Origin of the sequence: Streptomyces sp. NPDC014801, from assembly GCF_043082085.1 — a bacterium.
Classification (GTDB): domain Bacteria; phylum Actinomycetota; class Actinomycetes; order Streptomycetales; family Streptomycetaceae; genus Streptomyces.
The window spans coordinates 461,465-481,202 of sequence record NZ_JBIBXG010000004.1 but is presented as its reverse complement, the minus strand read 5'-3'; the positions used below and the strand labels follow the sequence as shown (position 1 = coordinate 481,202).

15 protein-coding genes are annotated in these 19,738 nt (G+C 72.1%); 8 read left to right on the top strand and 7 right to left on the bottom strand.

The window, feature by feature from the left end; genetic code table 11:
• Positions 1-6 precede the first annotated feature (6 nt).
• On the bottom strand, positions 7-960 hold the full coding sequence (locus tag ACF1AL_RS11580; protein ID WP_384207164.1) for a heme o synthase: 954 nt from the start codon (positions 958-960) through the stop codon (positions 7-9).
• A 507-nt stretch (positions 961-1,467) separates the two neighbouring features.
• Between ACF1AL_RS11580 and tkt the strand changes: the two genes are divergently transcribed.
• From tkt to pgl, 5 genes are read left to right on the top strand one after another with little or no spacing between them, the layout of a single operon-like run.
• Entirely contained in the window at positions 1,468-3,555 is a 2,088-nt protein-coding gene (tkt, locus tag ACF1AL_RS11575) for a transketolase (protein ID WP_391778725.1), read from the top strand.
• 34 nt (positions 3,556-3,589) lie between these two features.
• On the top strand, positions 3,590-4,708 hold the full coding sequence (tal, locus tag ACF1AL_RS11570; protein ID WP_366840639.1) for a transaldolase: 1,119 nt from the start codon (positions 3,590-3,592) through the stop codon (positions 4,706-4,708).
• A 22-nt stretch (positions 4,709-4,730) separates the two neighbouring features.
• A complete protein-coding gene (gene zwf, locus ACF1AL_RS11565; RefSeq protein ID WP_366840698.1) occupies positions 4,731-6,257 on the top strand; it encodes a glucose-6-phosphate dehydrogenase in 1,527 nt (508 codons plus the stop codon).
• The gene (gene opcA / locus ACF1AL_RS11560) at positions 6,254-7,447 is read left to right on the top strand and encodes a glucose-6-phosphate dehydrogenase assembly protein OpcA (protein ID WP_391825845.1); all 1,194 of its coding nucleotides are present in this window, start codon (positions 6,254-6,256) and stop codon (positions 7,445-7,447) included. The genes zwf and opcA overlap by 4 nt, the downstream gene beginning before the upstream one ends.
• Positions 7,444-8,226 carry a 6-phosphogluconolactonase gene (gene pgl, locus ACF1AL_RS11555; RefSeq protein WP_391825844.1) on the top strand — a complete coding sequence of 261 codons (783 nt, stop codon included), beginning with the start codon at positions 7,444-7,446 and terminating at the stop codon, positions 8,224-8,226. Before opcA ends, pgl begins: the two co-directional genes overlap by 4 nt.
• 67 nt (positions 8,227-8,293) lie before the next feature.
• On the opposite strand, the gene ACF1AL_RS11550 is transcribed toward pgl, so the two are convergent.
• From ACF1AL_RS11550 to ACF1AL_RS11525, 6 genes are all read right to left on the bottom strand, one after another.
• On the bottom strand, positions 8,294-8,992 hold the full coding sequence (locus ACF1AL_RS11550) for a hypothetical protein (protein ID WP_391825843.1): 699 nt from the start codon (positions 8,990-8,992) through the stop codon (positions 8,294-8,296).
• Between the two features lie 98 nt (positions 8,993-9,090).
• Positions 9,091-9,930: a carbohydrate ABC transporter permease gene (locus ACF1AL_RS11545; RefSeq protein WP_366840635.1), complete on the bottom strand. Its 840-nt coding sequence runs from the start codon at positions 9,928-9,930 to the stop codon at positions 9,091-9,093.
• Positions 9,931-9,958: 28 nt separating this feature from the next.
• Complete coding sequence (locus ACF1AL_RS11540) at positions 9,959-11,320, bottom strand: ABC transporter permease subunit (protein ID WP_391825842.1); 1,362 nt, start codon at positions 11,318-11,320, stop codon at positions 9,959-9,961.
• Positions 11,321-11,325: 5 nt separating this feature from the next.
• Entirely contained in the window at positions 11,326-12,654 is a 1,329-nt protein-coding gene (locus tag ACF1AL_RS11535; protein WP_391825841.1) for an ABC transporter substrate-binding protein, read from the bottom strand.
• A 37-nt stretch (positions 12,655-12,691) separates the two neighbouring features.
• A complete protein-coding gene (locus ACF1AL_RS11530) occupies positions 12,692-14,305 on the bottom strand; it encodes a glycoside hydrolase family 13 protein (protein ID WP_391660565.1) in 1,614 nt (537 codons plus the stop codon).
• Positions 14,306-14,440: 135 nt separating this feature from the next.
• Complete coding sequence (locus ACF1AL_RS11525; protein ID WP_366840631.1) at positions 14,441-15,712, bottom strand: ABC transporter substrate-binding protein; 1,272 nt, start codon at positions 15,710-15,712, stop codon at positions 14,441-14,443.
• Between the two features lie 121 nt (positions 15,713-15,833).
• Here ACF1AL_RS11525 and ACF1AL_RS11520 point away from each other — a divergent pair, with 121 nt between their 5' ends.
• From ACF1AL_RS11520 to ACF1AL_RS11510, 3 genes are all read left to right on the top strand, one after another.
• On the top strand, positions 15,834-16,349 hold the full coding sequence (locus ACF1AL_RS11520) for a PadR family transcriptional regulator (protein WP_384206946.1): 516 nt from the start codon (positions 15,834-15,836) through the stop codon (positions 16,347-16,349).
• Positions 16,346-17,128 (top strand): ABC transporter ATP-binding protein, encoded by a 783-nt coding sequence (locus ACF1AL_RS11515; RefSeq protein WP_391778729.1) that lies wholly within the window; start codon positions 16,346-16,348, stop codon positions 17,126-17,128. Before ACF1AL_RS11520 ends, ACF1AL_RS11515 begins: the two co-directional genes overlap by 4 nt.
• A gap of 240 nt (positions 17,129-17,368) precedes the next feature.
• Positions 17,369-19,651 carry an FtsX-like permease family protein gene (locus tag ACF1AL_RS11510; protein WP_391825840.1) on the top strand — a complete coding sequence of 761 codons (2,283 nt, stop codon included), beginning with the start codon at positions 17,369-17,371 and terminating at the stop codon, positions 19,649-19,651.
• The last annotated feature ends 87 nt before the right edge of the window (positions 19,652-19,738 follow it).

Below are 19,738 nucleotides of genomic sequence, written 5' to 3'. Positions count from 1 at the left end.
GTCGGTTCAGCGCAGGAACGGGTCCACCGCGACCGCCACGAACAGCAGCGACACGTACGTGATGGACCAGTGGAACAGCCGCATCTCCTTCAGCTTCGCGCCCGTGACCTCGGCCTTCGCCCGGTTCTGCAGCGCGTGCGCCTCCCACAGCCACCAGCCGCCCGAGGCCAGCGCCACGGCCGTGTAGAACCAGCCGGTGTAACCCAGCGGGGTCAGCAGCAGCGAGACGGCCACCATCACCCAGCTGTAGAGCACGATCTGCTTGGCGACGACCTTGTTGGAGGCGATGACCGGCAGCATCGGCACGCCGACGCGCGCGTAGTCGTCCTTGACCTTCATCGACAGCGGCCAGTAGTGCGGCGGCGTCCAGAAGAAGATGACCAGGAAGAGGATGACCGGCGCCCAGGTCAGGGAGTCCTTGACCGCCGTCCAGCCGATCAGCACGGGCATGCAGCCGGCGATGCCGCCCCAGACGATGTTCTGCGCGGTGCGGCGCTTGAGGATCATCGTGTAGACGACGACGTAGAAGAGGAGCGCGCCGAGGGAGAGCCAGGCGCTGAGCCAGTTCACGGTGAGGCCGAACAGCAACGTCGAGACCACCGCGAGGGTGATGCCGAACGCCAGGCACTCGCGCGGGCTGACCATGCCGGTGACCAGCGGACGCTGCGACGTGCGGTCCATCAGCGCGTCGATGTCGCGGTCGATGTACATGTTCAGCGCGTTGGCGCCGCCGGCGGACAGGTAGCCGCCGAGGCAGGTGAGCAGCACCAGCTTCAGGTCCGGCACACCCTGCTGCGCCAGGAACATCACCGGAACGGTGGTGATGAGCAGCAGTTCGATGATCCGCGGCTTGGTCAGCGCCACGAACGCCTTGACACGGGCCCCGAACGGCCGGTGGGTCGGGCGCTCATCACTCCCGAGCACGCCCGGTGGACGGGATTCAACGGCCGTCACGCACACCCCTGACAGAGACATCCCAGCGAGCCTTCCCGTGTGAAGTGGCGGTAAAGGCTCGCGCGTACCACGCCACTTTAGACGTTGCCCATACCCCGGCCTTCGCGGGGGTGGGGTCGTGTTGGCGGGGGTGATCGTTCCCGGGCCCGCCGGCCGCCGCCGGGCGGTGATCGTTCCGCCGCCGGGGCGGTGATCGATCCGGTCCGCGGGGCTCCACCGGAAGGTGAGCGTTCCCGGCATCGCGGGCGCGATTGCGGAATGCTTTCTTCCGCGCATACCGAAGCTCGATTGAGCGGTCAGATGAGCGGCTCCGTATTCATGTGCTGAATGCCTTACGGCCCAGTCGGGAGGCGGATCGCACTCAGTCCCGGCAGTCTGTATTGACGGGGAAAAACGCACGTCTTTACGGGGGTAGGCTCGACAGCGGCCGGTGGGCGCCCAGTGCACCGGCGACCGGTGGGCACACGCCCGACCAGACCGGTATTCGACATGTGGAGAGGAGCCCTGAAAAGGGTGAGCACCAAGCCGACCACCACAGACTTCGAGTGGACCGAACTGGACCAGCGGGCCGTGGACACCGCCCGCGTCCTGGCCGCCGACGCCGTACAGAAGGTCGGCAACGGCCATCCCGGTACGGCGATGAGCCTGGCTCCGGCCGCCTACACCCTCTTCCAGAAGGTGATGCGGCACGACCCCGCCGACGCGGACTGGGTCGGACGCGACCGCTTCGTGCTGTCCGCCGGCCACTCCTCCCTGACCCTCTACACCCAGCTGTACCTGGCCGGCTTCGGCCTGGAGCTGGACGATCTGAAGTCCTTCCGCACCTGGGGCTCCAAGACCCCGGGTCACCCGGAGTACGGCCACACCACCGGCGTGGAGACCACCACCGGCCCGCTCGGCCAGGGTGTCGCCAACGCCGTCGGCATGGCGATGGCGGCCCGCTACGAGCGCGGTCTGTTCGACCCGGAGGCCGCCCCCGGCACCTCCCCGTTCGACCACTTCGTCTACTGCATCGCCGGTGACGGCTGCCTGCAGGAGGGCATCTCCGCGGAGGCGTCCTCGCTGGCCGGCCACCAGAAGCTCGGCAACCTGATCCTGCTGTGGGACGACAACCACATCTCGATCGAGGGCGACACCGAGACGGCCGTGTCCGAGGACACCGTCAAGCGCTACGAGGCCTACGGCTGGCACGTGCAGCGGGTGGAGGCCAAGGAGAACGGCGACCTGGACCCGGAGGCGATCTTCGCCGCGATCCAGGAGGCCAAGGCCGTCACCGACCGGCCGTCCTTCATCGCGATGCGCTCGATCATCGCCTGGCCCGCCCCGAACGCCCAGAACACCGAGGCCGCGCACGGCTCGGCGCTGGGCGACGAGGAGGTCGCGGCCACCAAGCGCGTCCTCGGCTTCGACCCGGAGAAGTCCTTCGAGGTCGCCGACGAGGTCATCGAGCACACCCGGCAGGCGCTGGAGCGCGGCCGCCGCTTCAAGGCGGACTGGGAGAAGTCCTTCCAGGAGTGGCGTGACGCCAACCCCGAGCGCGCCGCGGAGTTCGACCGCATCGCCAAGGGCGAGCTGCCCACCGGCTGGGAGGAGAAGCTCCCGGTCTTCGAGACCGGCAAGGGCGTCGCGACCCGTGCCGCGTCCGGCAAGATCCTCCAGGCGCTCGGCGCGGTGATCCCGGAGCTGTGGGGCGGCTCGGCCGACCTCGCCGGCTCCAACAACACGACGATCGACAAGACGTCGTCGTTCCTGCCCGAGGGCAACCCGCTGCCCGAGGCCAGCCCGTACGGCCGCACCATCCACTTCGGCATCCGCGAGCACGCGATGGCCGCGGAGATGAACGGCATCGCCCTGCACGGCAACACCCGCATCTACGGCGGCACCTTCCTGGTGTTCTCCGACTACATGCGCAACGCGGTGCGGCTGTCGGCCCTCATGCACCTGCCGGTGACGTACGTGTGGACGCACGACTCCATCGGCCTCGGCGAGGACGGCCCGACCCACCAGCCGGTCGAGCACCTCGCGTCGCTGCGCGCCATCCCGGGCCTGAACATCGTGCGCCCGGCCGACGCCAACGAGACCGCCATCGCCTGGCGGGAGATCCTCCGCCGCTGGACGAAGGAGTTCGGCAAGGGCCAGCCGCACGGCCTGGTCCTCACCCGCCAGGGCGTGCCGACCTACGAGCCCGACGACGACGCCGCGCGCGGTGGCTACGTGCTGTTCGAGGCCGAAGGCGGCGAGGCGCAGGTCCTGCTGATCGCAACCGGTTCCGAGGTGCACGTGGCTGTGGAGGCGCGCGAGCAGCTCCAGGCCGCCGGCATCCCGACCCGGGTCGTGTCCATGCCGTGCGTGGAGTGGTTCGAGCAGCAGGACCAGGGGTACCGGGACAGCGTGCTGCCCCCGTCCGTGAAGGCTCGTGTCGCCGTGGAGGCCGGCGTGGGTCTCACGTGGCACAAGTACGTCGGGGACGCCGGCCGCATCGTTTCCCTGGAGCACTTCGGTGCTTCCGCGGACGGCAAGCTGCTCTTCCGGGAGTTCGGCTTCACTGCCGAGAACGTGGCCGCCAAGGCCCGGGAATCCCTCGAAGCCGCCCAGCGCTGACGCTCACACACGACACGTAGGAGATGTAATTTCCATGACAGACGCACTCAAGCGCCTCTCCGACGAAGGCGTCGCGATCTGGCTGGACGACCTGTCGCGCAAGCGGATCACGTCCGGCAACCTGGCCGAGCTGATCGACGAGCAGCACGTCGTGGGCGTCACCACCAACCCGACGATCTTCCAGAAGGCGATCTCCCAGGGCGACGGCTACGACCAGCAGCTGAGCGACCTGGCCGCCCGCAAGGTGACCGTCGAAGAGGCGATCCGCATGATCACCACGGCGGACGTCCGCGACGCCGCCGACATCCTGCGCCCCGTCTACGACGCGACCGACGGCCAGGACGGCCGGGTCTCCATCGAGGTCGACCCGCGCCTCGCGCACGACACCAAGGCGACCGTCGCCGAGGCCAAGCAGCTGGCGTGGCTGGTGGACCGCCCCAACACGCTCATCAAGATCCCGGCCACCGAGGCGGGCATCCCGGCGATCGCCGAGGTCATCGGCCTCGGCATCAGCGTCAACGTCACGCTGATCTTCTCGCTGGAGCGCTACCGCAAGGTCATGGACGCCTACCTCACCGGCCTGGAGAAGGCCAAGGAGCGCGGCCTGGACCTGTCGCAGATCCGTTCCGTGGCGTCCTTCTTCGTCTCCCGGGTGGACACCGAGATCGACAAGCGGATCGACGCCCTGGGCACCGACGAGGCCAAGGCGCTGCGCGGCAAGGCCGCCCTCGCCAACGCGCGCCTGGCCTACCAGGCGTACGAGGAGGTCTTCTCCTCCGAGCGCTGGCAGGCGCTGGAGAAGGCGGGCGCGCACGAGCAGCGTCCGCTGTGGGCCTCCACCGGGGTGAAGGACAAGGCGTACAAGGACACCCTGTACGTCGACGAGCTGGTCGCGCCGAACACCGTGAACACGATGCCGGAGGCCACGCTCTTCGCCACCGAGGAGCACGGCGAGATCACCGGCAACACCGTCTCCGGCACCTACGAGCAGGCCCGCGCCGACCTCGACGCCGTCGAGAAGCTGGGCATCTCCTACGACGAGGTCGTGGAGCTGCTGGAGAAGGAGGGCGTCGAGAAGTTCGAGGCGTCCTGGAACGACCTGCTGAAGTCGACGCAGGCGGAGCTCGAGCGCCTGGCTCCCTCGGAGGGCTGAAACTTTGTCAAGCAGCAAAGCGCTGCTCACGGGCAGCAACCCGCTGCGTGACCCCGCAGACCGACGGCTCCCGCGTATCGCGGGGCCGTCGGGTCTGGTCATTTTCGGCGTCACGGGCGATCTGTCGCGCAAAAAGCTCATGCCGGCGGTGTACGACCTCGCCAACCGGGGTCTGCTGCCGCCGGGCTTCTCGCTGGTCGGCTTCGCCCGCCGCGACTGGGAGCACGAGGACTTCGCCCAGGTCGTGCACGACGCCGTCAAGGAGCACTCGCGCACGCCGTTCCGCGAGGAGGTGTGGCAGCAGCTCATCCAGGGGATGCGGTTCGTCCAGGGCACCTTCGACGACGACGAGGCCTTCGAGCGGCTGCGCGGCACCATCGAGGAGCTGGACAAGGCGCAGGGCACGGGCGGGAATTTCGCGTTCTATCTGTCGGTGCCGCCGAAGTCGTTCCCGGTGGTGATCCAGCAGCTGAAGAAGCACGGGCTGGCGGACCAGAGCCAGGGTTCCTGGCGGCGGGCGGTCATCGAGAAGCCGTTCGGCCACGATCTGAAGTCGGCCGAGGAACTCAACCGGATCGTCCACGAGGTCTTCGCCTCGGACCAGGTCTTCCGCATCGACCACTACCTGGGCAAGGAGACGGTCCAGAACATCCTGGCGCTGCGTTTCGCCAACCAGATGTTCGAGCCGATCTGGAACCGGTCGTACGTCGACCACGTGCAGATCACGATGGCCGAGGACATCGGCATCGGCGGCCGGGCCGGCTACTACGACGGCATCGGCGCCGCCCGGGACGTCATCCAGAACCACCTGCTGCAGCTGATGGCGCTCACCGCGATGGAGGAGCCCGCCTCCTTCGACGCGGACGCGCTCGCGGCGGAGAAGACCAAGGTGCTCGGCGCGGTCCGGCTGCCCAAGGACCTGGGCCGGGACACCGTGCGCGCCCAGTACGCGGCGGGCTGGCAGGGCGGCGAGAAGGCCGTCGGCTATCTGGAGGAGGAGGGCATCGACCCCGGCTCCACCACCGACACCTACGCCGCGATCAAGCTCGGCATCGACAACCGCCGCTGGGCGGGCGTCCCCTTCTATCTGCGCACCGGCAAGCGGCTGGGCCGCCGGGTCACCGAGATCGCGGTGGTCTTCCAGCGGGCGCCGCACTCCCCCTTCGACACCACGGCGACGGAGGAGCTGGGCCAGAACGCGATCGTCATCCGCGTCCAGCCGGACGAGGGCGTGACGGTGCGCTTCGGCTCGAAGGTGCCGGGCACGTCCATGGAGATCCGGGACGTGTCGATGGACTTCGCCTACGGCGAGTCCTTCACCGAGTCCAGCCCGGAGGCGTACGAGCGCCTGATCCTGGACGTGCTGCTCGGCGACGCCAACCTCTTCCCGCGTACGGAGGAGGTGGAGCTGTCCTGGAAGATCCTCGACCCGATCGAGCAGTACTGGGCGGCCCAGGGCAAGCCGGCGCAGTACCCGGCCGGCACCTGGGGGCCGGTCGAGGCCGACGAGATGCTGGAGCGGGACGGACGGAGCTGGCGCCGGCCATGAGGATAGACCTGACGGACACCACGGCCAGCAAGATCAACAAGGCACTGGTGCAGGGCCGGCGCGCGATCGGCACGCCGGCCGTGGGCATGGTGCTCACCCTCGTCATCGTCACCGACGAGGAGAACGCCTACGACGCCCTGAAGGCCGCCAGCGACGCCTCGCGCGAGCACCCCTCGCGCACGCTGGTGGTCATCAAGCGGGTCTCGCGCACCCCGCGCGACCGCACCCAGTCCCGCCTGGACGCAGAGGTGCGGGTGGGCGCGGAGGCGGGCACCGGCGAGACGGTCGTGCTGCGTCTGTACGGCGAGGTCGTCGGCCAGGCGCAGTCGGTGGTCCTGCCGCTGCTGCTGCCGGACGCGCCGGTCGTCGTGTGGTGGCCGGTGAACGCCCCGCTCGACCCGGCGAACGACCCGCTCGGCTCGCTCGCGCAGCGCCGGGTCACCGATTCCTACGCGGCGGAGGAGCCGGTCCGGGAGCTGGCGGCCCGCGCCCGCGCCTACACGCCCGGCGACACCGACCTGTCCTGGACCCGGATCACCCCGTGGCGTTCGATGCTCGCGGCCGCCCTGGACCAGGTGACCTGCACGGTGCAGGCCGTCGAGGTGGAGGGCGAGGAGTTCAACCCGAGCTGCGAGCTGCTGGCGATGTGGCTCGCGGACCGGCTGGACGTGCCGGTGAAGCGCTCGCTGTCGGCCGGCCCCGGTCTGACGGCGGTCCGCATGGACACCGACTGCGGTCCGATCGCCCTGGACCGCGCGGACGGCACGCTGGCCACGCTCTCCATCCAGGGCCAGCCCGACCGGGCGGTGGCGCTCAAGCGCCGGGAGACCTCCGAGCTGATCGCGGAGGAGCTGCGGCGCCTGGACCCGGACGACACGTACGCCTCGGCGCTGCGGTACGGCCTGGAGCGGCTGAACAGCGGCACGGCCACGGCGGACAGCGACGCCGACGCGGACGCGGTGGAGGAGGCGGCGGCCTCCGACGACGGGGCCGTGAAGGGGAACTCCGGGAAGGAGACCTCCGCGAAGGAGGCCCCCGCCGGGGAATCCACCGCTGCCGACGAGTCCACCGCCTCGGAGGAGCCCGTCGCCGTCGAGACCCCCGTCGAGGAGGCCGCGAAGGCGCCGGCGAAGAAGGCGGCGGCGAAGACGGCCCGCAAGTCCCCGACGCGGAAGGCGGCGGCGAAGTGAGCACTCCGCAGCTGGTCGTGCACCACGACAAGGAGCTGATGGCGCAGGCCGCCGCGGCCCGCCTCATCACCAAGATCGTGGACGCGCAGGCATCTCGTGGCTCGGCGTCGGTCGTGCTCACCGGCGGCCGCAACGGCAACGGCGTCCTCGCGGCGCTGGCCGCCGCACCCGCCCGGGACGCGATCGACTGGGCCCGCCTGGACCTGTGGTGGGGTGACGAGCGGTTCCTGCCCGAGGGCGATCCGGAACGCAACGTCACCCAGGCGCGTGAGGCCCTGCTGGACGCCGTACCGCTGGATCCGAAGCGGGTGCACGCCATGCCCGCCTCGGACGGGCCGTACGGCAACGACGCGGACGCGGCGGCCGCCGCCTACGCGGAGGAGCTGGCGCACGCGGCGGGCCCGGAGAACCACGGACCGGTCCCGGCGTTCGACGTGCTGCTGCTGGGCGTCGGCCCGGACGCGCATGTGGCGTCGCTGTTCCCGGAGCTGCCCGGGGTCCGGGAGAGCGAGCGGACGGTGGTCGGCGTGCACGGCTCGCCGAAGCCGCCGCCCACCCGGATCTCGCTGACGCTGCCGGCGATCCGGGCGGCGCGTGAGGTGTGGCTGCTCGCGGCCGGCGAGGACAAGGCGCAGGCCGCGGCGATGGCGCTGTCGGGTGCCGGGGAGATCCAGGCCCCGGCGGCGGGCGCCCGGGGCCGCTCGCGCACCCTGTGGCTGCTGGACGCGGCGGCGGCCGCGCAGCTGCCGAGGTCGCTGTACCCGCCGGCGTCGCCGTGAGCGCGGGTCTGTGACGCGAGGCGCCGGGCGGGCCGGGGACACCGGCCCGCCCGGCGCTTTTTTCGTCTCACACCGCGCGGAAGGGCTCATTCGCCGGCACACCGAACGCCTCGACGACGGTTTTCCCGTTCCTCACCGTCCCCTTGAGGCACAGCGGGCTGTCCATGACGCGCAGGTCGAGGAAGAACCGCGTGTCGGCGCCGGGCCGTTCGGGGCCGTGGATGCGTGCGTCGAGGTAGCCGAGTCCGCGCAGGGCGGCCCTGACCTCGGCGGGGGTGGGGTCGGGCAGAGCGTCCAGCACCTTGCCGATCCGGGCGGCGTGACGGCGGGCCGCGCACTGCTCCCCCGGGCTGAGCTCGGCGGTGGCCGGTGTCCCGGTGGGGGTGGGCGCGGAGGCGGTCGCGGTGGGCGGTGCAGGGTCGACCGGCAACGGCTCCACGGGTGCGGTGCGCGGCTGTTCGACGGGTGCGGAGGGCTCCGGTGCGACGGCTTCGGGTCCGGTCGTCTCCGCTCCGTTCGGCGCCGGTACGGACGGCGGAGCCGGGAAGCAGGGCGCGGCGACCGTGTTCAGCAGCTCCATGAAGGCCACCTGCGGGTCGGTGGCGGGCGGTGCGCCGGCGGGCCGGGCTCCGGCGGCGTCGGCGGGTGGCTTGCCCGAGGCGGTGGCACCGGGGTGGCCGGTGCCGCAGGCGGCGAGGGCCACGGTGGTGAACGCGAGGACCACGAGAGCGAGGCCGGGACGGCGCAGGGCGCGGGTGCGAGGCATGCGGACAGTCTCCGGACGCTCCGGCCCACGGCACATGAGTACGCGTACTCAGCCCGGCCGGGCAACACCCCACGAGCAGTGAGGTGTTGCCCGGCCGGCTACTTCACCGACCCGGCCATCACGCCCTGGACGAAGTGCCGCTGGAAGGCGAAGAACACCACCACGGGCACGATCAGGGAGAGGAACGCGCCGGGCGCCAGCACGTCGATGTTGCTGCCGAACTGCCGGATCTGCGACTGCAGTTGCACGGTCAGCGGCTGCGACGAGCTGTCCGCGAAGAGCAGCGCGACCAGCATGTCGTTCCACACCCACAGGAACTGGAAGATGGCCAGCGACGCGATCGCCGGGCGGCCCACCGGCAGCACCAGGCGGGTGAAGATCCGCCACTCGCTGCCGCCGTCCATGCGGGCCGCCTCCAGCATCTCCTTCGGCATCTCGGCGAAGTAGTTGCGCAGCAGGAACACCGCGAACGGCAGTCCGTAGGCGACGTGGAACAGGACGACCCCGGGGATCGTGCCGAACAGACCCAGCTGGCCGAAGAGTTTGGCGACCGGCAGCAGGCCGATCTGCACCGGCACCACCAGCAGCGCCACCACCACCAGGAACAGCGGCTCGCGCAGCGGGAAGTCCAGCCAGGCGAAGGCGTATCCGGCGAGCGCGGCGAGGACGACGACCAGGACGGTCGCCGGCACCGAGATCAACACGGTGTTCCAGAATGCCTGGGTGATGCCGGCGTTCTTCAGCAAGGCGGAGTAGTTGTCGAAGGACAGCTGCCCGGGGCTGGTGAAGACCGTCCACCAGCCGCCCTTGGCGGTGTCCGAGGCCGACCGCAGCGAGGACAGGAACAGTCCCGCGAGCGGGGTCACCCAGACCAGGGCGACCACCACCAGGACGGCCTGCACCAGGGCGCTGCCGAGGCCCCGCCTGACCGCGTTCATCGCTGACTCCCCTTCGTGCGGCGCGCGTTCATCGCTGGCTCCTTCGGAAGCGGCGGACGTTGAAGACCATCGCGGGGATCACCAGGAGCAGCAGCAGGACGCCGAGCGCGCTGCCGAGGCCCTGGTTGTTGCCGCCGCCGAAGGACACCAGCCACATCTGGGTGGCGAGCACGGTCGCGTCCTCCTGCACCGGTCCCGGCGCGATGATGTAGACGAGGTCGAACACCTTCATCACGTTGATGACGAGGGTGACGAAGACGACCGTGAGGACGGGTGCGAGCAGCGGCACGGTGATCCGGCGGAAGATCTGCCACTCGTTGGCCCCGTCCATCCGCGCCGCCTCCAGCGCGTCCCGGGGCAGCGTGGACAGGCCGGCGCCGATCAGGACCATCGCGAAGCCGGTCCAGATCCACAGGTACGCGCCGATGATCGCCGGGGTGACCAGGGTGGGCCCGAGCCAGGAGACGCCCTGGTAGGGCGGGGCGAAGTTGGACTTGGGCAGCTTCAGCGTGTACGTGCGGTCGTCGAGCCCGGTGAAGCGGAAGGAGCCGTCGGCGGCGGTCGTCGCGCTCGCCACCGTGCGGCCGTCGCGCAGCGCCTCGACCTTCATGCCGGGCAGGCCGCTCTCCTTCGGGTCGACCCGGCCCTGCCGGCCTCCCCCGCCGGGCGTGAAGTCGAGGTAGACGACCCCGCGCACCTCGCCGGCGGCGGCCGGGTGCGCGGACGCCCCGTAGGCGGGTTCGGCGTCCTTCGGCAGGTCGCCGGGGAGGACGCCGACCAGGCCGAGCGCGGCCGACTGTCCCGGGTGGACGGCCGTCGTCGTCAGATAGGAGCCGTCGCGGCCCGGTTGCAGGCCCTGCCCGTCGCGGACGCGGGCGGTCGGGTAGGAGGACGTGCCGGTGAACGCGTCGTGGACGGAGACGACGGCCGCGTTCAGAACGCCCTTGTCGGGGTCCTCGTCGTAGGCGAGGCGGAAGATGATGCCCGCGGCGAGGAAGGACACGGCCATCGGCAGGAACAGCAGCAGTTTGAAGGCGGTGGCCCAGCGGACCTTCTCCACCAGCACGGCCAGGATCAGGCCGAGGCCGGTGAGCAGCGCGGGGGCCACCACCACCCAGATGGTGGTGTTGCGGATGGCCTTGAGGGTCGCCGGGTCGCGGAACATCTCGGCGTAGTTGCCGCCGCCGACGAAGCGGGTGCCGGAGGCGTCGAAGAAGCTGCGGCCGACGGAGAACAGCACCGGGTAGACGACGAGCGCGCCGAGCAGCAGCAGCGCCGGGAAGACGAAGAGCAGGGCGATGATCCGGCCGCGGCGCCTGAGCCGCCGGGCGCGGGGTGCGCCCGGGGCGGTGCGGGGCGGGCTCGCCTCCTGGGCGAGGGTGGCGGTCATCGCGCTCAGCCCCGGTACGCCTTGGCCGCCGCGTCCTCCAGCTTGGCGGCGGTGGCCTGCGGGTCGGACGGGTCGCGCAGGAAGTCCTGCAGCACCTTCCACTCGCCGACGCCCTTGGTGCCGCCGAAGGCGGCCGGGGCCTGGTCGGACATGTCGAAGCGGACCGAGTCGCCGGCGGCGATCAGCGACTTGGCGGTGGCGCGGGTGACGTCGTCGCCGTAGTCGGCGAAGTCGAGCTTCTTGTTCGGGGACAGGAAGCCGCCGGCCTTCGCCCACACGGCGGCCGCCTCCGGGGTGGCCAGGTACTCCAGCAGCTTCATGCCGGCGTCGGCGTTCTTGCCGTCCTTGAGGACGACGGCGGCGTCGCCGCCGCTGACGACGGGGGCCTTGCCGCCGTCGACCGCGGGGAAGGGGAAGAAGTTCGCGTCCTTGCCGATGGTCCTGCCGAACTGGTCGTGCGCCACACCGGCCACGAAGTCGCCCTCGTAGACCATGCCGGCCTCGGGCTTGGGCCCGAACACCTTCTCCACGGAGCCGGGGAAGTCGGTGTTCAGCGCCTCGTTCTGCCCCCCGGCGACGAGCTGCTTGTCCTTGAAGAGCTTGCCGAGCGTCTGCAGCGCCTTGACCACGGACGCGTCGGTCCACTTCAGCTTGTGGGCGGCGAGGGCGTCGTACTTCTCGGGTCCGGCCTGGGAGAGGTAGATGTTCTCGAACCAGTCGGTGAGGGTCCAGCCGTCCTGTCCGGCGACCGCGAACGCGGCGAGTCCGGAGTCGGAGACGGTGTGCCCGGCCTTCAGCATCTCGTCGTAGGTCGCCGGCTGCTTGACGCCGGCCTGGGTGAGGGCGTCGGGGCTGTACCAGACGGTGGACTTGTGGGCGGCCTTGAAGTACAGGCCGTACAGGGTGCCGTCGACGCTGCCGTACGTCTTCCACACCGGGGCGTAGTCCGCGGTGATCGTCGACTGGGCGGTGGCCGACAGCGGCTTGAGCCAGCCCTTCTTCGCGAACTGCTGGAGCACGCCGACCTGCGGGACCATCACGACGTCGGGCGCGTTGCCGCCCTCGATCTTGCTGCCGACGACCGTGGAGACGTTGTCGCCGGTGGAGACGAACTGCGTCTTGGCGCCGGTCTTCTCGCTGAACGCGTCCAGCACCTTCTGGAAGTTCTTCTGCTCGGTGCCGGTCCACACGCCGGCGACGGTGACGGTCTTGCCGCTGAGCGCCTTGTCGCCGCCGCCGGCGGCGACCGGGGTGGAGCCGCCGCAGGCGGTGGCGCCGAGCGCGAGGACGAGGGCGGTGCAGCCGGTGAGCAGGGTGGTACGGCGTCGCATCATCGTTGATGTCCCTTCGGGGGGCGGGTGCTGACGGGGATCAGAGGTCGGCGATCCACCAGGCGGCGGTGGAGCCGGGCAGTTCACCGGGGGTGGGGCAGGGGCCGCTGGACAGCAGCGGGGTGCCGGGGGCCGGTGCGGGGGTGGGGGCCGTGGTGAAGTTGACGGCGCAGACCAGGCCGTCGCCGCGGGTGAAGGCGAGGACGCCGGGCGGGGCGTCCAGCCAGCGCAGCTCCCCCTCGCCCAGCTGCGGCAGCTGCCGGCGCAGCTGGAGTCCGTCGCGGTAGAGGTGCCAGAAGGAGCGGGTGTCGGCGAGGGCCCGGTCGGTGGCGTACTCGGCGAACCAGTCCGGCTGCGGCAGCCAGGGCTTGGCGGTCTCGGCGCCGGCGGTGAAGCCGAACGGGGACGCCTGCCCGGACCAGGGCAGCGGCACCCGGCAGCCGTCGCGGATGCGGGCCCGGCTGCCGGTGCGGCGGAAGATCGGATCGGTGAGCACGTCGTCGGGCAGGTCGACGACCTCGGGCAGGCCCAGCTCCTCGCCCTGGTAGATGTACGCGGCTCCGGGCAGCGCCAGCATCAGCAGCGCGGCGGCGCGGGCGCGGGCGGCGCCGAGGCCGCTGCCCTGCGGGGTGGGCTCGCCGTAGCGGGTGACGGTGCGGACCTGGTCGTGGTTGTTGAGGACCCAGGTGACGGTGGACCCGGTGCCGGCGATGTCCTGCATGGCCTCGGAGATGACCTTGCGGAAGGCGTCCGCGTCCCAGGGCGCGCCGAGCAGGTCGAAGAAGAACGCCTGGTGCAGTTCGTCGGGGCGCACGTACATCGCGTGCTCGCGGGCGGTGGGCACGGAGACCTCGCCGACGAGGAGGCGTTCGCGGCCGTCGCGCTCGGCGTACTCGTCGCAGGTCGAGCGCCAGCGGCGCCACACGTCGTGCACCTCGGGCTGGTTCCAGGCGAGTGGGTTGACCGAGTCGCGGGTGCGGGCGTCGGCCTCCGGGTCGTCGGAGTCGGGCAGCTCGGGGTGCTTGTAGAGGCCGGCGGCGACGTCGATGCGGAAGCCGTCGACGCCCCGGTCCAGCCAGAAGCGCAGGATCCGGTCGAACTCCGCGCCGATCTCGGGGTTGCGCCAGTTCCAGTCGGGCTGCTCGGGCGTGAACATGTGCAGGTACCACTGGCCGTCGGCGACCCGGGTCCAGGCGGGTCCGCCGAACATGGCGTGCCAGTTGTTGGGCGGCTCGCTGCCGTCCGGGCCGCGGCCGTCGGCGAAGTGGAAGCGGGCGCGGGCCGGGCTGCCGGGCTCGGCCGCGAGCGCCTCGCGGAACCACGGGTGCGCGCTGGAGCAGTGGTTGGGGACGATGTCCAGCAGGACCTTGATGCCGAGGCGGCGGGCGGCCGCGATCAGCTGGTCGAACTCGGCGAGGTCGCCGAAGAGCGGGTCGACGTCGCAGTAGTCGGCGACGTCGTAGCCGTGGTCGTGCTGCGGCGAGGGGTAGAAGGGGCTCAGCCAGATCCCGTCGACGCCGAGCTTCTTCAGGTACGGCAGCCCGGTGCGGACGCCCGCGAGATCGCCGATGCCGTCGCCGGTGCTGTCCAGGAAGCTGCGGACGTACACCTGGTAGATCACCGCGTCACGCCACCAGCGGTACTTACTCAACATGCATGCATGTTATGTAGCGGTGTCGCGAGGGTGTCAATGAAAAGAACGGAGACTACTGCCGAGTTGGGCTCTCAAAGCAGGACATACTCGGGCATCATGCGAGCAGATGAGATGCGCGCGTTACCTAACAGGTAACTATCGAGCGGAGACGGCGGCCAGCTCCCGGGCCAGCCGTCGCACCGCCGCCGCCGGGGTCTGGCGCCCGGTCAGCGCGTCGTGCACGACCGCCTGCACCACCAGGCTGACCTGGTCGTAGTGCGGGCTCTTGGGGCGCGGGGCGGCGTTCAGCACGCTCTCGCGCAGGGTCGGCAGATACGGGAACTGCCGCACCAGGGCGGGATCGTCGTACAGATCGGCACGCACCGGCGGCAGCGCGCCACGGGTGAGGACCTGGCGCTGGACGCGCTCACTGGTCAGGTACGCGATCAGCCGCCGGGCGGACTCCGGGTGCCGGGCGTGGGCGTTGACGGCCAGGTTGGACCCGCCGAGCACACTGGTGCCCGGCCCGTCCGGTCCCGGCAGCGGTACGACGCCGATCTTCCCGGCGACCTTGGAGCCCGGGGCGGAGGCCACGGCGTAGGCGTAGGGCCAGTTGCGCAGGAAGAGCAGCCGGCCGTCCTGGAAGGCCTGCTTGGACTCCTCCTCCTTGTACGTCAGCGCCGCCTTCGGGATCCAGCCCTCACGCAGGCCGCGCGCCAGGAAGCCGATGCCCTCGCGGGCCGCCGCGGAGTCCACGGTCACCCGGGCGCCCTCGTCGCCGAGGATCGTGCCGCCGGCCGAGTAGACCGCCTCGGCCGCGTTCACGGTCAGGCCCTCGTAGGGCAGGAGCTGCCCGGCGTAACCGTCGAGGCCGTACCGGGGCGCGATCGTCTTCGCGTCGCGCTCCAGCTCGGCCCAGGTGCGCGGCGGCGGCAGGCCCTCCTTGTCGAGGACGTCCTTGCGGTACAGCAGCAGCCCGGCATTGGTCACGTACGGCACCGCGTACAGCCGGCCGTCGTAGGTGGCCGTGTCCACGACCGGCGGCAGGAACGCCTCCAGCGGGAAGCGGTCGCGCGGCAGCGGGGCGATCCAGCCGGCCGCGGCGAACTCCGAGGTCCAGTCGACGTCGATGTTGAGCACGTCGAACCGGCCGCGGTCCCCGCCGCGCAGGTCGGTGACCATCTGGGCGCGGGTCTCGTCGGCGGAGTCGGGCAGCTCGACGAGGGTGACCTTCTCGCCGGGGTGACTGTCGTTCCAGCCCCGCAGAAGGGGGCCGAGGTACCCGGTGAGATCCCCGGCCGTGGCCAGGGTGAGCGGCCCTCGGCCACCCGCGGCCCCCTCGTCGGCATGGGCTCCGGAGGCGACGTACCCGGTCAGGACGACGGCGAGAACGAGGAGACCCCTACCGGCGGCGCGTATCCACCGCATAGGTTCCTCCCTGTACACCGGCCGCGGGCACCCTCGCCCGGGTCAGAGGCCATGTATACCTGTTAGGTATGCGCGATACTAGGGCCTGGAGCACATTGGACGAGACAGGAGGACCGACGGCGTGCGCCTGCCCCTCCTGGCACTCCTCGCCCGTGGCCCCGCCCACGGCTACGAGCTGAAGCAGGACCTTGAGCAACTGCTGGGCTCCGCGTACCCTCAGCCGAACATCGGCCAGATCTATGTGACCCTCGGCCGCCTCGAGAAGCAAGGGCTGATCGAGGGCGAGGAGGTCGAGCAGTCCAGCAGGCCGAACAAGAAGATCTATCACCTCACCGACGACGGTCGGGAGGCGCTGCGGACCTGGTTCGAGGACACCGAGGACGAGCCGCGGGTACGGGACGAGTTCTTCATGAAACTGGCCCTCGCCCCGCAGACCGGTCTCGCCGACCAGATCGCGCTGATCAACCGGCAGCGGCGCCAGTACCTCAACACCATGCGGGGTCTGTCGAAGCTGGCGGCGTCCGAGAGCCGGGACAACCGCATCGCCCATCTGCTGATCGAGGGCGCGATGCTGCATCTGCAGGCCGATCTGGACTGGCTGGAGCGGTGCCAGGAAGAGCTGGAGGAGCTGGAGTGAGCAAGGCCGCGACTCCTCGGCCCGTGCCGCCCGCCGAGGGCACGCCGGTGCTGCGCGCCGAGGGGCTGGTCAAGACCCACCACGGCGAGGGCGCCCCCGCGCACGCGGTGCGCGGCGTCGACCTGAGCGTGGCGGCCGGCGAGTTCGTGGCCGTCACCGGCCCGTCCGGCGCCGGCAAGTCGACGCTGCTGCACCTGCTGGGCGGGCTGCAGCGCCCCGACGAGGGCACCGTCTGGCTCGGCTCCTCCCCCACGGACACCTGGAGCGAGGCCCGCTGGGCGGTGGAGCGCCGCAAGCGCATCGGCATCGTCTTCCAGTTCTTCAACCTGGTCTCCAACCTGTCGGTCGCCGACAACGTGGAGCTGCCCGCGCTGCTCGCCGGGGTCCCGCCGAAGCGGGCCCGCGCCGAGCGGGAGGAGCTGCTGGCCGAGCTGGGCCTCGCGGGCAAGGAGCGCAGCATGCCGGGCGAGCTGTCCGGCGGCGAGCAGCAGCGCGTCGCCCTCGCCCGGGCGCTGGTCAACCACCCGCCGCTGCTGCTCGCCGACGAACCCGCCGGCAGCCTGGACAGCAAGGGCACCCGTGAGGTGATGCGGCTGCTGTCCCGTTTCCACCAGCGCGGCCAGACGATCCTGCTGGTCACCCATGACGCCCGGCTGGCCAGCGCCGCGGACCGGGTGATCAGCTTCTTCGACGGCCGCATCGTCGACGACGCGACCCTCGACGGCACACCGCCGCCCCGCGGCCGCGGCACCTCGGGCGTCCTGGAGCTGACGGAATGAACGGGGCGAGCGTGCGGGTGACGCCGGCGGGCTTCGACGGAGCGCGGACCGCCGGGGCGCGGGCTCGGGTCCACGCCGCGCGGGCGTCCGGGGCGGGGGCGCGGGTCCGTCCGGGCGCGACCGGTGCGCGGGCGTGCGCCCGCCGGGGCGGGGCCGTTGCGCGGGCGTGCGCCCGCCGGGGCGGGGCCGGGGCGTGGGCGCCGGTCTGTGCTGGTGTGACCGGGGCGAGGGGCTGAGGGCGTGCGGGCCACTTTGCGCTGGGCGCACTCCGATCTGCGCGCGCACCGCGGCGAGGCGCTGTTCATCGTGCTGGCCACCGCCGGGATCGTCGCGTCGCTGCTGCTGGCCACGGCCCTGTTCGGGTACGCCACCAACCCCTGGCAGCGCCTGTTCACCCAGTCCCGCGGCGCCCACGTCTGGCTGCACACCACCGCCGGCGCCGACACCGGCAAGCTCGCCGCGCTGGACGGCGTCGCCTCCGTCGCCGGCCCCTACGCCACCGAGTCCGTCACCGTCGCCGCCCGCGGCACCCGCGCCTCGGTCGAACTGCGCGCCACCGACGGCCGCCCCTCCGTGGGCCGCCCGCTGCTCACCTCCGGGCAGTGGCTGCGGCCGGCCGACCCCGACGGCGTGGTGCTGGAGAGCCGGCTCGCCCGCGCCCTGCTGGCCGAACCCGGGGACCGGCTGACGCTGCCCGGCACCGCCCGCACCCTGACCGTCGTCGGCATCGCCGACAGCGCCGAACCCGGCTACCGCCCCGGCGAGCGGCCCGGCCTGGTCTGGGCCCCGCCGTCCGCCGTGCGCGCCCCGTACGGCCAGGTCGTCGGCCTGCGGCTGACCGACCCGGGCGACACGGACTACGCCGTGCAGCGGGCCGTGACCACGCTCGGCGCCGGCACGGTCGGCGAGGTCGCCACCTGGCAGCAGGCCCGCGCGGAGGCACAGGGCGACACCCGCCTCCTCGGGCAGGTGCTCGGCCTGTTCGGGCTGGGCGCGCTGCTCGCCGCCGGGCTGGCCGTGCACGGCGCGCTGGCCACCCGGATCCGGGGCCATCTGCGGGACATCTCGGTCCTGAAGGCCATCGGCTTCACCCCCGCCCAGGTCGTACGGATCTTCCTGCTCCAGCACGTGGCGTACGCCCTGCTCGGCGCGGTCGCCGCCGCGGTGCTGGTGCAGAGCCTGGGCAGCGGGCTGCCGGGCCGGCTCGGCGACGCGGTCGGGGTGTGGCAGGGCCTGCCCGGGCACTCGGCGGCGCTGATCGGCGTGCCGGTCGCGGCGGTGCTGTTCATCGCCGGGGTCACCGGGCTCGCGGCCTGGCGGGCGGGCCACGTCCCGCCGGTGCCGGTGCCGCGTCCGGCGGCCCCCGCGGGGGGCCGGCTCACGGGTCTGGGCCGCCGCGCCCTGGGGCTGCGGGTGCCGCCCGGCCTGGTGCTCGGCTGGCACCGCGCGTTCAGCCGCCGCCCGCGCAGCGCGGCGACGGTGGCCCGCCTGGCGCTGCCGCTGCTGCTGATCGTGGTGGCGCTGAGCGCGTGGACCACCCTCGACCGCTTCCACACCGCGCCCGAGCGGATGGGGCTGCCGGCCGCGCTGACCGTCCGCACCGACGCGAGCCTGAGCGACGCGGACACGCGGGCCCTGCTCGCCCGCACCCCGCAGGTCGCCGCGGCCTACCCGGGCGTGGAGGTGGCCGCGCTCGTCCCCGGCCAGACGGCGACGATCGCCCTGCGCGGCCTCGGCACCCGCGAGGCGCCCTACCCCTACACCCTCGCCGAGGGCCGCCCCGCGCGCGGCTCCGACGAGGCGGTGGCCGGCCAGGGCCTGCTGGACCTGCTGGACGTGCACGTCGGCGACTGGGTCCGGATGACCGTCGGCGCCCAGCCGCAGATCCTGCACATCGTGGGCCGCAGCATCGAACCGGAGAACGCCGGCCGGGTCATCTCCACCTCCCTGGACACCCTGCGCGAGAACGATCCGGGCCTGCGGCCGAGCCTGTACCAGCTGCGCCTGCGGCCCGGCGCCGACCCGGACGCGGTCGCCGCCTCGCTGACGACGGCGGCCCACGGCCATGTGGACGTCCACCGGGTGACGAACCCGGCCGACGGCCTGTCCCCGCTGCGCGGCGTGGTCGCGGGCCTCATCGCCGTCCTCGCGCTCATCGGGCTGGTCGAACTGCTCACCGCGATCGGCGCGACCGTCCGCGAGAGCGAGCGCGACCTGCTCGCCCTGAAGGCGATCGGCCTCTCCCCCCGCCAGATCACGACGATCACCGTCACGGCGACGGCCCTCACGACCCTCGCGGCGATCGTGCCGGCGCTGGCCCTGGGCATCCCCCTCGCCCACTGGCTGATCGACACCCAGGGCACGTCGAGCGGGATCGGCGCCGGCATCGCCCAGTCCCCGTCGCCGGCGGCCCTGATCGCCGTGACGGCGACGGCGCTCACCGGCGCGGTGTGCCTGGCGGCAATCCCGGCCACGCGCGCGGCCCGCCGCCGCCTGGCGGACGCGGTGAGCGCCGTGGCCTGAGGGCCACGGGGCCGCCGTTCTCGGCGGAGGCCCACCGCTGCGGCACACCGCCGCGGCGGCCACGGCCGGCGGCCGTGGCCACCTCCC

Excerpts from the sequence above, each read along its gene's own strand:
- tal (WP_366840639.1), top strand. The coding sequence starts at position 3,590 with ATGACAGACGCACTCAAGCGCCTCTCCGACGAAGGCGTCGCGATCTGG.
- opcA (WP_391825845.1), top strand. The coding sequence starts at position 6,254 with ATGAGGATAGACCTGACGGACACCACGGCCAGCAAGATCAACAAGGCA.
- ACF1AL_RS11550 (WP_391825843.1), bottom strand. The coding sequence starts at position 8,992 with ATGCCTCGCACCCGCGCCCTGCGCCGTCCCGGCCTCGCTCTCGTGGTC.
- ACF1AL_RS11545 (WP_366840635.1), bottom strand. The coding sequence starts at position 9,930 with ATGAACGCGGTCAGGCGGGGCCTCGGCAGCGCCCTGGTGCAGGCCGTC.
- ACF1AL_RS11540 (WP_391825842.1), bottom strand. The coding sequence starts at position 11,320 with ATGACCGCCACCCTCGCCCAGGAGGCGAGCCCGCCCCGCACCGCCCCG.
- ACF1AL_RS11535 (WP_391825841.1), bottom strand. The coding sequence starts at position 12,654 with ATGATGCGACGCCGTACCACCCTGCTCACCGGCTGCACCGCCCTCGTC.
- ACF1AL_RS11530 (WP_391660565.1), bottom strand. The coding sequence starts at position 14,305 with ATGTTGAGTAAGTACCGCTGGTGGCGTGACGCGGTGATCTACCAGGTG.
- ACF1AL_RS11525 (WP_366840631.1), bottom strand. The coding sequence starts at position 15,712 with ATGCGGTGGATACGCGCCGCCGGTAGGGGTCTCCTCGTTCTCGCCGTC.